Genomic DNA, 14,752 nt, shown 5'->3' on the forward strand with positions numbered 1-14,752 from the left:
AGCGTCACCCCATCCACATCCGCGCGCGTAAGACCGTCGACAATTGGACGGGCAACCGCTCACCACTGACGGTCGCGGTGAAGACCGGGACGCCGGGCCGCCGCACAGCGACCGACACCGCGAACATGTCGCCGTCGCGGGCGACGATGTCGATCTCGTCGGATCGCAGGGTGTAGCAGTGCCGTCCGCCCCGGCGCGGGTGCACCTCCGCGACCACACATGCCAGCGAACCGTTTCGCGCATGACACCAGAACAGATTCAACGGATCCGACCCGAAACCGACACGCCGGATATTGAGCAGCGCCGTGATCCGGCCACCCGGCACCCGGACTCCGTCGGCCACGAGCTGGTCCTCGACCCGCCCGCGGAAGGTGTCGGAATCGCTGGCGACGAAGTGATCCCACGGCTCGAATCGCATCATCATGCGCAACCACCACGGTGCCGACGGTGTCCGGTCGACATCGATGACCCAGCTGTAGCCGCGATATTCGAGTGACGGCCGTTCGGCCGGGCCTTGCGCGTGACGGACGAAGGTGCGGTAGATCGCCGGGGTCGGCGTGCCCTGGCCGTTGAGGAACTCGACATCGTTGCCGATCATCGCGACGGCGCGGGGGAGGTCAGAAGGCATGGTCGTCTCCGGGACACGTGGTCGGTTTCCCCGACAGTGTGCACGTCAGGAAATCGGCAGTGGTGTCGGCCCACCAACGCGGATCGCTGAGTAGGAAATGCCCGCCTCCGGGCAGGGGCCTCCACCGCGCGCGTACACCCCTGTCCCGCGCTGCCATCGCCTGACTCTGAGCCATCCGAGGATCGGTCCACGTGTCCTCGGTGCCGTGTGCGACAAGCAGGTGCCGACCGGCCGGAATCAGATCGGCGTCGTCGGCCGGCCACCACGGAGCCAGCGCGACGAGGGACTCCACGCCGGATTGAGTCGCGAGATGCGCGATCGCCCGCGCACCCATCGCATGCCCGACCAGCCCGAGCCGGACGTTTCCACGGCGCCGCGTGACGGACTCGATCGCCCGCAGACCGTCCCGGACCGGGCTCATGTGGTCGTCGTTCCACCCACGATATCGATAGTCGACGACATCGACTGCGATGTCGTGCCGGGTCAGCCGCCTACGCAGTGCGTCGGCGAACAGGTGCATGCGCATTTGGGACGGATGCCACGGACGTGGCCGCGTGGTGCCGACCGGACACCCACCGGGCAGCACGAGCACGTGCGCCGGTAGGGGATCCGAGAAGTTGTCCATGACCTGCATTCGGAGCAGACCTCGACCCGGATGGGTTCCGGGCGGATACCGATCCGGAAAAAATTCTTTCGATCCGACCCATCCGCGCCGTCCAGAGGTTCGAATGACCGATGACACACCTGATCGACGTGGCCGTTTCCGGTCACGGCCCCTACGAAGGGAATCACAATCATGAAGATCACCGCGCGTAAGAGCCTGGCCCTCGTCGGAATCGGAGCGATGTCCCTGCTGGGTGTCGCAGCGTGTTCCGACGACTCGGGAACGGACACCACCACCGAGGACGTCACGATCGAGGAGACCGTCGAAGAGACGATGGAAACGGAGGGAACCTCGGAGACCACCACGGAGACAACCGGATCCGCAGCTGCTGCGGCCGCTCCCGTCGGCCCGGGGTGTGCCGACTACGTTGCAGCGAACCCGACCGGTCCGGCCTCGGTCGAGGAACTCGCGAACCAGACCATCGTCGAGGCCGCCGGCAACGTGCCGATCCTGACGACCCTCACCCAGGCCGTCTCCGGGCAGCTCAACCCGGAAGTGAACCTGGTCGATACCCTGAACGGCGGCGAGTTCACCGTCTTCGCGCCGGTCGACGACGCGTTCGCGGCTCTGCCTCCCGAAACGATTCAGACACTCCAGACGGATTCGGGAATGCTCACCGACATCCTCACCTATCATGTCGTGCCCGGAAACCTGACCATCGAGGACGTCGCAGGCACGCAGACCACTGTCCAGGGCGGAACCGTCGAGGTTGCCGGTGAAGGCGAGACGTGGACCGTCAACGACGCCAATGTGATCTGCGGTGGTATCGCGACCGAGAACGGCACCGTGTACCTCATCGACACCGTCCTCACCCCGCAGCAGTAACCGCATGCACACCATCTCCGCATGCCGAAGTGGCAGACAACCGGTCGACGAAAGGTAGAAGTATGCGTTGGTCCCGACACGGCGTTCGGGGGCTTGCGGCGGCGTTCATCGCCGCCGCAAGCGCATTCCTGTTCGCCGCGCCCGCCGCTGCGGCGCCCCTCACCCCGGTCCAGCAGCTGGATGTGAACCGGTACGTGGGATTGTGGTACCAGCTCGCCGCCAATCCCGCTCCCTTCAACATCGATTGCGTACGTGATACGACGGCGTTCTATACGTTGATCGACGAACGCAATGTGCGCGTGGAGAACTCGTGCACCACGATCACCGGGGAACGGCGCGGGATCGTAGGGAACGCCCGTGTGAACGAGACCGCGTCGCTGCATGTTTCGTTCCCGGGTGTGCCGTTCCAGGACTCCCTCGACGGTCCGAGCAACTACATCGTCACGTACCTCGCGGACGACTACTCGTGGGCATTCGTCGGTGACCCGACACGCATTTCCGGATTCGTCCTGTCCCGTTCTCCCGTTGTGAGCGACGAGGCATGGCGCGAGATCCGGGGTGTCGTCGAGGCGAGTGGGTACAACTCGTGCCTGATGCTCACCTCGCCGACGACCGAGGGGAAGCAGGACATCAGGCCGCTCTGCACCGTCTGATCGTCCGGCAGTGACCGGGGGTGTGTGCGAATTGGAGGAAGGTTCGCGCACACCCCCGATTTCGTGCCCCGATCACCTGCCGGCAGCGCCGCGAGTGTCACCTGCCGGCAGCGCCGCGAGTGTCACCTGCCGGCAGCGCCGGCGATGTTCTCGAGCATTCCGCGGAAGATGATGCCGTGGAAAGGAAGCAGTGCGTACCAGTAGAGCCTGCCGGCGATTCCGCGTGGAAAGAAGACCGCCCGCTGATGCAACCGCGATCGACCCGAATCGAGGGGTTCGACCCGCCATTCCAGCCACGCCCGGCCGGGCGCGCGCATCTCCGCGCGTAAACGCAGCAATTTCGGGCGTTCGATGCGTTCGACACGCCAGAAGTCCAGGGCGTCACCGGTGTGCAGAGTCTTCGGATGACGTCTGCCCCGATCGGGTCCGACCCCGCCGACGAGCCGATCGAGCCAGCCCCGCACGGTCCACGCCAGGGGGAAGGAATACCAGCCGTTCTCACCACCTATGCTCTCGACGACAGCGAACACCTTCTCGGCGGAGGAATCGGACTCGAGTGACCGTTCGTCGGTGAAGACGACCTCTCCGGCCCAGTCCGGATCGGAGGGCAGGGGATCGGCGGGCGCACCGACGGGGGATGCGTTCGTCCAGGTCGTCTCCACTTCGCCGCTCTCGAGGCGGCCCAGCGCCAGCTGCACCGCATCCGGATAGCCGGTCAGGCCGGATGCCGGTGGTGGGATGATCGAGTCGATGTCGTGATTTCTCATCACCGCATCGGTGGACAGTGATTCGATCAGCGCGCGTCCGAGAGCCGGGGGGATCGGGGTGACCAACCCGATCCACAAGCCGGCGAGCCTCGGTGTGAGAACGGGCAGGACCAGTATCCGCCGTTTCGTCAGTCCCGCGACTCGGGCGTACTCCTGCATCATTTCCCCGTACCGCAGCACATCGGGGCCGCCGATGTCGTAGGCCCGGCTGTGGGGGAGGGGTGCCTCGGCGGCAGCGACCAGATAGTGCAGGACGTCGCGCACCGCGATGGGTTGGATCCTGTTGTTCACCCATCGCGGGGTCGTCATCAGCGGCAGCCGGTTGCTCAGATGCCGGATCATCTCGAAAGATGCGGAACCCGAACCGATCACGACACCGGCCTGCAGCACGAGTGTCGGTACACCGGATTCGAGGAGAATGCGCCCGACCTGGGCGCGCGAGTACAGATGTGGCGACAGATCACCCGAATCGGGGTGCAACCCACCGAGGTACACGATGCGTGAGACACCGCTGCTGCGCGCCGCATCGGCGACGTTCTGCGCGGACCGCTTCTCCGCGTCGACGAACTCCTCACCACCACCCATCGAGTGGACCAGGTAATAGACGACGTCGATATCGCGACAGGCCTCTCGCAGAGAGCCGGGGTCGTCGAGGTCCCCGCGGACGATCTCCACATCGCTCGCCCAGGGCACATCCCGCAGCTTGTCGGGATTGCGGGCGAACACCCGCACCCGGTAACCCGCTTCGAGCAGACGCGGGGCGAGCCGGCCACCGATGTAACCGGTTGCGCCGGTGACGAGGATTCGGATGTCGCTCACGGCTCTTCCAGGATGTGTCCGAGTTGATGACGAAGCGATGCTTCGAGGTCGGGTCGCCGGAATCGGTATCCGACGTCGAGCAAGGCTTTCGGAACGACGAACTGGTCTGCCTGCGCGACCTCACGCGCACCCTCGTCGCCGAGCAGCAACCTGGGCCCGAATCCGGGAACGGGAAGCAAGGCAGGCCGGTGCAGCACCGACGCCAGGATTCGCGTGTAGTCCTCGTTCCGCACAGGCTGCGGTGCAACGGCGTTCACCGGACCCGCCACTCTCGGGTCGGTGAGTACGCGGTGGTAGACGTCGACGAGATCGTCGATGTCGATCCACGAGAACCATTGCCGGCCGTCCCCGAGGCGTCCTCCGAGACCGCTCGCGAACAACGGACGCATCAATTGCAGGGTCCCTCCGCGAGGCGTCTGGACGATGCCGGTGCGCACGTGCACGACCCGTAGACCCTTCTTCTCCGCAGGATGCGCGGCTGCTTCCCAGTCGGCGACCACATCTGCGAGAAATCCTGTTCCGCGTGAGGCCTGCTCGTCCAAGGGCGTGTCGCCCCGGTCGTAGCCGTACAACCCGATCGCGGACGCCGAGAGGAAGGTAGCGGGACCGTTGGGAGTCCTCGCGGCGAGTTCGGCCAGTCGGCGTGTCGGTTCGATCCGGCTGTCCCGGATCGCCGCCTTGTGTGCGGAGGTGAACCGTCCCGCGATCGACGCGCCCGCCAGATGGATGACGGCGTCGACACCTTCGAGCAGGTCGGGTGCCGGATCGAAAGGGTCCCACCGTCGCTCGTCCGATCGCTTCGGTGGTCGTCGGACCAGCCGGATCACGTGGTAACCGCCCGCGGAAAGAAAAGCCGTGAGCGCGGTGCCCACCAACCCGCTCGAGCCGGTCACGGCGACGGTCGCGGGCCGGATGCCCTGCGCGTGGGACCACCGATGACTGGCGAGATCCTCGGCGAGCTGACGATGGCGGTAACGAAAGGTCTGTGTGAGCAAGCGACCCGGTACGGGCGTGTCGACGCGGTCGGTGACACGCGTACGGAACCTGTCGACGGCGTCGAAGTGGTGTTCGTGGCGCCACGACCGAATCACGGTGGCGGGACGGGAGCGGAGGCCGTCGTGCGAGAGCTCGTCGACGAAAAGTGCGGGCGGATCGTAACGGTCGGGATCATGCCGGGAGACCCAGCGCAACCCACCGGGGAGGCCGAGGACTGCGGTGCCGGACTCGAGGGAGTCGGCTTCGGCGATGACGTTCATGGGTTGCCAAGGGGGAACGAGTCGGAGGATGGCACCGGGACGGGAGTGCCAATCGAACACTTCTCGGCGTGATTCGTCGACCACGCTCGAGAATTCGATACCCATGCTGTCTCCTCACCTTGCCGACACTGTTCCGGTGGGTCGCGGCGCCGGAACGGAAAATCCGGCGCCGCCACCACTCAAGCAGGAAGAACGCTGAGGAGGAACAGGTAACCGTCGACGAGCGGGGTGTGGATTGCCATGAACACGGTCTCGACGAGTTCTCGCATTGCGGTGTCCTTTCGTGAGGTTACGGCGAACAGGTTGTCCGTCCAGAAGTTGTTCGGAGCGCCGCTACGATCGGATGGGTCGTTTCGCCGTATTCTTCATCGGGGTGAGCGAATCCGCTCGTATCTGCCCAGAGCGACCCGACGTTCGTGTGCGTGATCGACGACCGGTTCCGGATATCCGTCCGGGGGGCCGTCGGGCAGGCTGTGCACGCGAACCCCGTCGACGCTCCGCAGTTCGGGTACCCAGCGCCGCACGTATTCACCCGTCGGATCGAACTTCTCGCCCTGCCGAGTCGGATTGAACACGCGGAAGTAGGGGGCGGCATCGGTTCCGCTGCCCGCGGTCCACTGCCAGTTGTGTTGATTGGAGGCGAGATCGCCGTCCACGAGATGCCTCATGAAGTGCCGAGCTCCACGCCACCACGGCAGGTGCAGATCCTTCGTGAGGAACGACGCGACGATCATGCGTACCCGGTTGTGCATCGCGCCCTCGGCAAGGAGTTGCCGCATTCCGGCGTCCACGATCGGGAAACCCGTGCGGCCTTCACACCACGCCGCGAACAGGGCGTCGGCGTCCGGTCCGGAATCGTAAGCGAGGGCATCGAAATCGCGGTTGTAATTGGTGCGGGCCGTCTCCGGCCGGTGGTACAGGACGTCGGCATAGAAGTCGCGCCATGCCAGTTCACTGCGGAAGGTGACAGCATCTTCGCCCGATCGGTTCCTCAGGTCGTGCAGCAGAGTCCGCGGATGGATGCAACCGAACTTCAGATAGGGCGACAGTCCGCTCGTGCCGTCGAGCGCCGGGCGGTCCCGGTCGGTGGCGTATCGGGCGAGGGCCCCGTCGAGAAATTTGCGCCACCGTGTAGTGGCTGCGAGTTCACCCGTGGGCAGTGGCGACTCGTTCTGCTCGTCGGGGATCGGGACGCGGGAGGAGAAGTTTCCTGGATCGACCCAGTCGGCCGTGCCCGAATCGGTTGCCGCGGGCGTGTGCCATCCGTGGTCGTTCCAGGCGCGCCGGAAGGCCGAGAACACCTTGTAGGGAGTTCCGTCGGACTTGGTCACCCTGCCGGGGGTGACGGCATAGGGGGAACCGGTGGCTACCAGCGGAACGTCACCGAGCGCCTCGGAGACCGCCCGATCGCGCCGCGTGCCGTACGGCCCGTGATCGGAACTGATGTGGACGGCGGACGCATCGAACTCTCGAGCGACCGCCGGCACCACCGTCACAGGGTCTCCGTGCACGACGAGCAGCCGTCCTGCGAGATCCCGGTCGAGGGTCCGAAGGCAACCCATGAGGAAGGCCCGGCGACGGGTCCCGGACGGACGGAGCAGAGCGTCGTCGAGAACGAACAGGGCGACCACCTCGTCGGTGTCCTCGGTGGCGGACAGCAGGGCCGGGAGATCGTTCAGTCGCAGGTCGCGTCGGAACCAGATGATGCTGGGGCGGGCCATGGATCCAGTGTCGGGGACAATGGGAGCCATGTCCGACGCATTCGATGTACCGATCCGTGACGAGTCGATCCGGCTCGGTCAGTTCTTGAAGCTCGCAAGTCTCATCGAGTCGGGCGCCGAGGCCAAGGAGTTGATCGCCGACGGCCTGGTGTCGGTCAACGGGGAGGTGGAGGTGCGCCGCGGCCGTCAGCTGAAGGTCGGAGACGTGGTGGAACTCGCCGGGGCGAGCGCGCGGGTCGCGAACGACGGCTGACGTCGTGACCCGCGCGCTCGGTGCAGGCGGTCAGTTCTCGGCGCGGACGACCACGCCGTCGGAGTCGCTGTAGACGATCTCACCGGGGTTGAACGTCACGCCGCCGATCTCGACAGGCACGTTCTTCTCCCCGGAACCGGTCTGGGTGCTCTTGCGTGGATTGGTGCCGAGGGCCTTGATGCCGATGTCGAGGGTGCGCAGGATCGCCGAGTCCCGGACCGCGCCGTTGACGATCACCCCGGCCCACCCGTTGTCGACACCACGACCGGCGATGATGTCGCCGACGAGGGCCGTGTGGATGCTGCCGCCGCCGTCGACGACGAGCACCCCGCCGTTACCCGGTTCGGAGAGGGTCTGCTTGACGAGCAGGTTGTCCTGGAAGCAGCGGATGGTGGTGATGGGCCCGGCGAACTCGGTGCGTCCGCCGAACTGGACGAACTGCGTGTCGCAGCTGCGGATGTCCGGGCCGATCTCGTCGGCGAGGTCGGCGGTGGCCGTGAATGCGGTTGCGTCGCTCATAGTGTGAGGATAGGCGTGTGTCGTGCGTCGCTCGGGGGGCGGTCGGCGGCGATGGCTCGCGTTCGTCCACGTGATCTTCCGGAGAAGCGAATTCGGTAGATTCTTGTATCCTTACGCGACCGGTTCGCCACGAGAAGTACAGGATGGGGACATGCCACTCGCCGGAGGTTCGACGGTCGTTCGGGTTCCCAAGGCCGGGGAACTCATCGCCGCAGACCTCCGCCGGCAGATCATCACAGGCAAACTCGAAGCCGGAGAACCGTTACCCAACGAGGCAACGTTGATGGAACGCTTCGGGGTGTCGCGCCCGACCCTGCGCGAGGCGTTCCGCATCCTCGAATCCGAGGGCATCATCACGGTGCTGCGGGGAGCGCACGGGGGCGCCCGCGTACAGGCGCCCGACCGATCGACCATGGCGCGCTACACCGGCCTCCTACTGCAGTACCGGGGAGTTCCGCTCGCCGACGTCTATCGCGCCCGCACCGAGATCGAGGTTGCGGCAGTCGGGTTGCTCGCGGCCGAGGCCGGTGATTGTGTCGACCGGCTCGCAGCCGTCGTCGAACGGGGCGAAGAAGTGCTCGACGATCCGCATGCCTTCGCGAAATACGACGTGGAGGTGCACCGCACGATCATGGAACTCGGCGGAAACCACACCCTCGATGTCCTCGCCGGGATGCTGCTCGACATCATGGATGCCCATGCCGCGCTGTTCATATCGCAACGCAGTCGCCCATCCGGGCCCGGCGCTGCTGTGGCGCTGCGTGCCAATCGGAAGCTCGTCCGGATCCTTCGGCGCGGGGAGCCCGGGACGGCAGAGGCGTTCTGGCGCAAGCACCTGGACAGTGTCGAGCGTTACATGACCGACGACAACGAGACCACCCTCATCGAGGTGCTTTCGTAGACCGTCCGGTGGATCAGGACGCGCGGCCGAAACGCCGTTCGTAGTCCTCGCGTTCGCGCGCGGCGCGTGCGCGTGCCTTCGCGCTGAGTAGTTCCGCATCGATGCCGTGCTGCTGGAGCCGGTGCCGCTGCCAGACGGGCATCAGGGCGACCGAGAAGTAGGTCCACGGCAGCAGCAACAACAGCATCATCGAGACGGGGATCCACACCGGACCGGGAATCAGCAGGAACAGCATGAGGAGCGGGATGACCGGCAGGTTCCATCGCAGCAGGTACCGGCGTGAGCCGCCGGGACCGAGGATGTCGTCGCGAACCCACTCCCGCATCTCGGGCGGCAGCGTGCGACCGAACAGGTAACCGATCCGCTGGAGAAAATTCGGTCGTGCACTACTAATCATGGTTACCAGGATAGGCCGTCACGCGTACAGAGCGGTGAGCCTGTCCCCGAAGTTGTCGATGACCACCCTCCGGCGCAACTTCATGCTCGGTGTGAGATCGCCGGACTCGACCGACAGTTCGCGCTCGAGGATCGTGAACTTCTTGATCTGCTCCCACCGGTTGAGCTGGAGGTTCAATTCGTCGATGTAGCCGGCGATCAGTTCGTGGGTCTTCTCGTGCCGCGCGATCTCTCCGAGCGAGGAGGCGTCCATGCCGTTCTTGCGTGCCCATTCGCCGACGGACTCCGGATCCAAGGCCACCAGGGCCACGCAGAAGGGTTTCCCCTCGCCGTAGACGATGATTTCCGACGCATACGGGCATATGCCCTTGAAAGTCGCTGCCATCGACGATGGGGCGACGTACTTGCCCTGCGATGTCTTGAACATGTCCTTCTTGCGGTCGGTGATCCGCAGATAGCCCTCGCTGTCGAGGCTCCCGATGTCGCCGGTGCTGAACCACCCGTCGTCGGAGAGCGACTCCGCGGTTGCATCCGGCCGGTTGTGATAGCCGGTCATCACACCCGGGCCCTTGACCAGTACCTCGCCGTCCTCGGCAATGCGGACCTCGGTACCCGGGATCGGCCAGCCCACCGTGCCGATCCGGTTGGCGTAGGGGCGATTGACGAACGACGCCGCCGATGTCTCGGTGAGACCGTAACCCTCGAGAACGGGGATACCCACGGCGTCGAACCACTCACCGACCTCGGGGTTCAGCGCTGCCGAGCCGGAGATGAAGAAGCGCAGCCGGCCACCGAATCGTTCGCGGATGGTGGAGAAGACCAGCTTGTCGGCGAGGCCGTGCTGCAGATTGTCGAGCAGACCGGGTGACCTGCCGGCCTGGCGTGCCTGCGACACCCTCCGGCCCACACCTACCGCCCAGTCGAAGATCTTCTTCTTGGCGCCGCCTTCCTCTTCCATCATGCCCTCGACGCGAGCATGGGCCTTTTCGAAGATGCGCGGGGCCGCACCCATGAAGGTCGGGCGGACGACGGCGAGGTTCTCCACGATCTTGTCGACGCGTCCGTCCACTGCGGTGGGGAAGCCGATCTGCAGGGGGAGTGTGAGCAGGACCTTGCCGAAGACGTGGGACAGGGGCAGCCACAGATACTGCAGGTCGCCGGGGCCGAGCATGCGCAGCGAATCGATGGCGGCGCCCTCGTAGGTCCACGCCGAGTGGGGCAGGCGAACGCCCTTCGGTTTGCCGGTGGTGCCCGAGGTGTAGATGAGGGTGGCCAGGTGGTCGGGGCCGATGGTGCGGACGCGGTTCGTCACCACATCGGGGTTCTCGGCGATCAGGCCGCGACCCAGTTCGGCGAGTTCGTCGAAGTTGATGATCCAGTCACCGTCGCCGGGGCCGTCGATGACGACGACCTTCATGACGTCGGGGAGATCGCCTCGGCAGCTCACGAGTTTCTCGACCTGCCCGGCATCCTCGGCGATGACGATCCGGCTGCCGGAATCGGAGACGATGAATGCGACGTCCCCAGCATGTGTCGTCGGGTAAACGGTGGTCGTCGCCGCGCCCGCGCACATCACCGCGAGGTCGGCGAGCACCCATTCGTACCGGGTGGACGACGCGAGCGCCACTCGATCCTCGGCTTCGATACCCAGCGAGATCAGTCCGGCCGCCAGCAGCTGCACCCGCTCACCGGTCTGTGCCCATGTGACGGACGTCCAGCCGTCGGCGCCGTCCGGGAAGCGGAAGGATTCGGCGTCGGGGGTGGCGGCCACCCGATCCAGGAGGAGACGGGCGACGGAAGGTGACCGGTTGTCGATGACGCCTCGGTCGATCTTTTCCTCGGAGACGCGCGTCGGTGTCGTCATGGTTTCAGTCTAGGAATATGGGCGATTCCACTGGTGAATATAAGTTCGAACTTATATATTGGAGCCATGCACGGGTTCGAGGTCCTCGCCGACCCGGTTCGACGCCGGATTCTGGAGTTGCTCACCGACGGCGCACGAACGGCCGGCGATATCGTCGCGACGATCGGCGACGAGTTCTCCATTTCCCAGCCGGCGGTCTCGCAACACCTCAAGATCCTGCGCGACCAGCGGTTCGCGGTCGTCCACAAGGACGGCACACGCCGCTTCTACGAACTCGACCCTGCTGTCCTCGTGGAGCTCGAGGACTGGCTCGCTCGTCTGCATCCGCCGACGTGTACATCGCTCGACGCGCTGGAGACCGAGATCGTGCGCGGCCGGCGTGAGCGGCGGGGCCGGGACGCAGTCCCGCCCGCGGTCCGTACCTCCGACGACAGAAGGAAATCCTCATGAAGAACGTGATCACGAGCAATGAGACCAACCGCCGCACAGTCGGTCACCGAACCGTCGACGGGCGCGAAGCGAAGGTTGTCACCGTCTCCCGCAGCTATCGCACGAGTGTCGAGGATCTGTGGGAGGCCTGCACCGATCCGCGGCGTATCCCACGCTGGTTCCTGCCTGTGGAGGGCGACCTCGAAGTCGGCGGGCGATATCAGCTCGAGGGCAACGCGGATGGTGAGATCCTCACCTGCGATCCTCCTCGGATGTTCACCGCTACTTGGGAATTCGCTGGCAGGGTCAGCTGGATCGAGGTCTCGATTCTTTCCGAGCCCGGAGGCCGCGCGCGGCTCGAACTCTCGCACATCGCCTACCCCGATGAGCATTGGCAGCAGTACGGACCGGGTGCGGTCGGAATCGGTTGGGATCAGGCGCTTCTCGGCCTCGAACTGTACATCGGCTCAGGAGAGGCGGTGGATCCGGACGAATTCATGTCCTGGTCGATGTCGGAAGAGGGGTTGCAGTTCGTCCGGGACGGCAGTGCGGCCTGGTGCGACGCCGATATCGTCGGCGGCGAGGATCCCCGACAGGCGCGCGCCGCCGCGGACCGGACGAGCGCGTTCTATATGGGTGGGTAGAACGTGAGCCGGACCCGAAAGCGTCGATCGGGTGAGCGAGGTCGGGTCGTGAGCCGTCGGCACCTCAGTCGGCGGAGCGCCGCTGCCGGGTGTTCGCGTAGGCGGCAGCGGAACGCAGCATTCCGGGCGTGCGTCTCGCCATCCCCAGGAAAGCGCGATCGAAAACGTTGAGAGCTGCTCGTTTCCGTGGCGCATGCAGCGTAGATTGCCCGCCGGTCAGGACGAAGAGCTGGATCCTGCCCGGAACGCCGGCGAGCCGGCGCGTACCCCTGTCGGCGAATTGCAGTCCCGACCCGCCGGCCAGTTCACGCACGTGACGTGAGACGAGCACTTCTCCAGGACGGGCGGCGGCGCCGATGCGCGCGCCGACGTGCACGGTCAGACCTGTGACGTCAGTCCCCGTCGGCTCGACGGGGCCGGCGTGTACCCCGGCGCGCACTTCGAAGCCGAGACGCCGTGCATCGTCGATGATCCGCGCGGCGCATTGCACGGCGGCCACTGGACCGTCGAACAGGCTGAACGTGCCGTCTCCGACGGTGCTCATCAGCTGCCCGCCTGCCTCGGCTACCGCGAACCGGATATCGCGTTCGTGCCGCTCGAGCAACGCTCGATACGACGTGTCTCCGATGCGGGCAAGAAGCTTGGTGGACCCGACGATGTCGGTGAACAGGGTCGCCGCGAAGCGACGGCGGGCTTCTGCGGGTGGGACGGATCCACGGACGAGTTCCTCGACGATGGTCTGCACCTGCGCCCACGCCTCGCCCAGCGCGGCACCACGGGGTGACGGGCGCGTGATCACCAGTTCTCCGTGCGGCAGCAGATCTGCAAGATATCTCGCCGGACCCACCGGTATCGATCCTCCGGAGATCAGTACCACCTTGGTGGGGCACTGCACCGATCGCAGGGCGTACGAGTAGTCGATCCGCATGCTCGCCTCGAGGTGCGCGCTCATCGTGCTCGGCGACGCGGAGCAACGCTCGAGCATCGCCATCAGCCGGCGGTTGTAGGGGCTGTCGATGTGCGAATCGGTCAGAGCCACCGTGTACCCCTCACCCCAGTGCCGAACGGCGTCCCTCCACAGCTCGACGGCCTCGTTCGCCTCGGCCTCCGTCCAGCCGTGCGGTGGCCGGTCGGCATCGAGCAGCGGTTCGCAGCACGGAGCAATCAACATCAATGCATCGACGCGTTCGGGGGCGGTCGCCGCGACGAGCACCTGTGCCCCGCACGTGCTGTGGATTCCGACGAGCGTGGCGTGCCGGATCTGCTCGGCGTCCATGACGGCGAGGACGTCTTCCGCCTGCTGCTCGATCGTGGGGACGTGGTCGATCGGATCGGAGAGGCCGAAGCCCCGGCGCTGGAAGTAGACGGCCCGCGAGTACGTGGTGACGCGCTCGAAGAGGGAGTGCATGTACGGATCGGTCCACAACAGATCCAGGTGCATCTGGACCTCGAAGAACCACACGACGTCGGACGGGCCCGTGCCGACGACCCCGTAGGCCAGATTGTGGCCGTCGCGGGGTAGATACCGGGTCACCGGCGGGTCCACCCGTACAGCCTAGCGAGGCGGATCGGCCGGAAAGTATGTTCCAGAGGTGGAGCCATCGTGCAGTGCTTGCCGAAGCGGCGAGTGACACCCGCGGTCGGCTCTGCCGGGCGTGATCTCGCCCACCGGAGAAGGAGATGTCTCGATGACAGTTTCGTCCGAAGCGGGCGATATCGGACGCCGTATGGCACAGCTCGCGCGGGGCTTCTATCATCCGACGGATCTCGACGAGACCTTGCGTGGCGTGACCGCGGCGGCAGTCGAGCTCGTGGACGGGGCCGATTGTGCCGACATCCTCATCGTGACCGGGCGTCAACATTTCCGATCCCTCGCTGCGACATCGAAGCTTGCCGAGGATCTCGACGACATCCAGGAGCAGTTCGGTGAGGGGCCGTGTCTGGATGCGAGTTTGAAGTACCTCGTGGTCCGCTCGGAGGATCTTCGCGCCGAGTCGCGTTGGCCGCGCTTCGCCGCGGCTGCCGTGAAGGCCGGGGTGCTCAGCGCCCTGTCGTTCCAGCTCTATGTCGAGCAGGAGAGCATGGGAGCGCTCAACATGTTCTCCTCCGAGGCCGAGGCGTTCGGCCCGCTCGGGGAGGCGACGGCCGAGGTCCTGGCCGCCCACGCGGCGATCGCGATGAGCGCGGCGCGCAGTCAGGGACAGTTCGCGTCCGCTCTGGCGACCCGCGACATCATCGGACAGGCCAAAGGGATGATCATGGAACGCTTCGGCGTCGACGCCATCGCGGCGTTCGAGTTGTTGCGCAAGCTCTCGCAGGACAGCAACGTCACGCTCTCGGTGGTCGCGCAGCGGCTCGTCGATGCCGGTCCGGAGCGCTCCGTCGAGCGGTCGAGGTAACCCGGCGCTTTCCT

Annotated in this window: 16 protein-coding genes; 7 read left to right on the forward strand and 9 right to left on the reverse strand. The window is 65.9% G+C overall.

Annotated features, from left to right (window positions below; all coding sequences use genetic code 11):
- Positions 1 to 4: 4 nt before the first annotated feature.
- Positions 5 to 628, reverse strand: a complete 624-nt coding sequence (locus ABZ789_RS04880; RefSeq protein ID WP_358419743.1) for a DUF1365 family protein — start codon at positions 626 to 628, stop codon at positions 5 to 7.
- Positions 618 to 1,262 carry an alpha/beta hydrolase gene (locus ABZ789_RS04885; protein ID WP_358419746.1) on the reverse strand — a complete coding sequence of 215 codons (645 nt, stop codon included), beginning with the start codon at positions 1,260 to 1,262 and terminating at the stop codon, positions 618 to 620. The genes ABZ789_RS04880 and ABZ789_RS04885 overlap by 11 nt, the downstream gene beginning before the upstream one ends.
- A 162-nt stretch (positions 1,263 to 1,424) precedes the next feature.
- Here ABZ789_RS04885 and ABZ789_RS04890 point away from each other — a divergent pair, with 162 nt between their 5' ends.
- Together ABZ789_RS04890 and ABZ789_RS04895 are read left to right on the forward strand one after the other, a co-directional pair.
- Positions 1,425 to 2,117, forward strand: coding sequence for a fasciclin domain-containing protein (locus tag ABZ789_RS04890; RefSeq protein ID WP_358419749.1), 693 nt, complete (start codon positions 1,425 to 1,427; stop codon positions 2,115 to 2,117).
- A 62-nt stretch (positions 2,118 to 2,179) separates the two neighbouring features.
- Positions 2,180 to 2,770, forward strand: a complete 591-nt coding sequence (locus ABZ789_RS04895; protein ID WP_358419752.1) for a lipocalin family protein — start codon at positions 2,180 to 2,182, stop codon at positions 2,768 to 2,770.
- A 122-nt stretch (positions 2,771 to 2,892) separates the two neighbouring features.
- Here ABZ789_RS04895 and ABZ789_RS04900 read toward each other — a convergent pair whose 3' ends face one another.
- The 3 genes from ABZ789_RS04900 to ABZ789_RS04910 all read right to left on the reverse strand — a co-directional run bounded on the left by ABZ789_RS04900 (position 2,893) and on the right by ABZ789_RS04910 (position 7,333).
- Positions 2,893 to 4,356, reverse strand: coding sequence for an SDR family oxidoreductase (locus tag ABZ789_RS04900; protein ID WP_358419755.1), 1,464 nt, complete (start codon positions 4,354 to 4,356; stop codon positions 2,893 to 2,895).
- Positions 4,353 to 5,717 carry a TIGR01777 family oxidoreductase gene (locus ABZ789_RS04905; protein ID WP_358419758.1) on the reverse strand — a complete coding sequence of 455 codons (1,365 nt, stop codon included), beginning with the start codon at positions 5,715 to 5,717 and terminating at the stop codon, positions 4,353 to 4,355. The genes ABZ789_RS04900 and ABZ789_RS04905 overlap by 4 nt, the downstream gene beginning before the upstream one ends.
- 260 nt (positions 5,718 to 5,977) lie before the next feature.
- Positions 5,978 to 7,333 (reverse strand): deoxyribodipyrimidine photo-lyase, encoded by a 1,356-nt coding sequence (locus ABZ789_RS04910; RefSeq protein ID WP_358419761.1) that lies wholly within the window; start codon positions 7,331 to 7,333, stop codon positions 5,978 to 5,980.
- A gap of 28 nt (positions 7,334 to 7,361) precedes the next feature.
- Between ABZ789_RS04910 and ABZ789_RS04915 the strand changes: the two genes are divergently transcribed.
- Complete coding sequence (locus tag ABZ789_RS04915; RefSeq protein WP_358419763.1) at positions 7,362 to 7,586, forward strand: RNA-binding S4 domain-containing protein; 225 nt, start codon at positions 7,362 to 7,364, stop codon at positions 7,584 to 7,586.
- A 30-nt stretch (positions 7,587 to 7,616) separates the two neighbouring features.
- Here the strand turns inward: ABZ789_RS04915 and rraA are convergent, their stop codons facing one another.
- A complete protein-coding gene (rraA, locus tag ABZ789_RS04920) occupies positions 7,617 to 8,105 on the reverse strand; it encodes a ribonuclease E activity regulator RraA (RefSeq protein WP_358419766.1) in 489 nt (162 codons plus the stop codon).
- Positions 8,106 to 8,256: 151 nt separating this feature from the next.
- Between rraA and ABZ789_RS04925 the strand changes: the two genes are divergently transcribed.
- Positions 8,257 to 9,006, forward strand: coding sequence for a GntR family transcriptional regulator (locus ABZ789_RS04925; protein ID WP_358419769.1), 750 nt, complete (start codon positions 8,257 to 8,259; stop codon positions 9,004 to 9,006).
- A gap of 13 nt (positions 9,007 to 9,019) precedes the next feature.
- On the opposite strand, the gene ABZ789_RS04930 is transcribed toward ABZ789_RS04925, so the two are convergent.
- Positions 9,020 to 9,403 (reverse strand): DUF5313 family protein, encoded by a 384-nt coding sequence (locus tag ABZ789_RS04930; protein WP_358419772.1) that lies wholly within the window; start codon positions 9,401 to 9,403, stop codon positions 9,020 to 9,022.
- 18 nt (positions 9,404 to 9,421) lie between these two features.
- Positions 9,422 to 11,266, reverse strand: coding sequence for a long-chain fatty acid--CoA ligase (locus ABZ789_RS04935; protein ID WP_358419775.1), 1,845 nt, complete (start codon positions 11,264 to 11,266; stop codon positions 9,422 to 9,424).
- A 66-nt stretch (positions 11,267 to 11,332) separates the two neighbouring features.
- Between ABZ789_RS04935 and ABZ789_RS04940 the strand changes: the two genes are divergently transcribed.
- Both ABZ789_RS04940 and ABZ789_RS04945 read left to right on the forward strand, forming a co-directional pair.
- Positions 11,333 to 11,716, forward strand: coding sequence for a metalloregulator ArsR/SmtB family transcription factor (locus tag ABZ789_RS04940; RefSeq protein ID WP_358419778.1), 384 nt, complete (start codon positions 11,333 to 11,335; stop codon positions 11,714 to 11,716).
- Positions 11,713 to 12,339, forward strand: coding sequence for an SRPBCC family protein (locus ABZ789_RS04945; protein WP_358419781.1), 627 nt, complete (start codon positions 11,713 to 11,715; stop codon positions 12,337 to 12,339). Before ABZ789_RS04940 ends, ABZ789_RS04945 begins: the two co-directional genes overlap by 4 nt.
- A 64-nt stretch (positions 12,340 to 12,403) precedes the next feature.
- Here ABZ789_RS04945 and ABZ789_RS04950 read toward each other — a convergent pair whose 3' ends face one another.
- Positions 12,404 to 13,885 carry an adenylate/guanylate cyclase domain-containing protein gene (locus ABZ789_RS04950; protein WP_358419784.1) on the reverse strand — a complete coding sequence of 494 codons (1,482 nt, stop codon included), beginning with the start codon at positions 13,883 to 13,885 and terminating at the stop codon, positions 12,404 to 12,406.
- A gap of 142 nt (positions 13,886 to 14,027) precedes the next feature.
- Here ABZ789_RS04950 and ABZ789_RS04955 point away from each other — a divergent pair, with 142 nt between their 5' ends.
- Entirely contained in the window at positions 14,028 to 14,738 is a 711-nt protein-coding gene (locus tag ABZ789_RS04955; RefSeq protein ID WP_358419786.1) for a GAF and ANTAR domain-containing protein, read from the forward strand.
- Positions 14,739 to 14,752: the final 14 nt, after the last annotated feature.

Origin of the sequence: Rhodococcus sp. NPDC047139, from assembly GCF_040643435.1 — a bacterium.
Lineage (GTDB): Bacteria > Actinomycetota > Actinomycetes > Mycobacteriales > Mycobacteriaceae > Rhodococcus.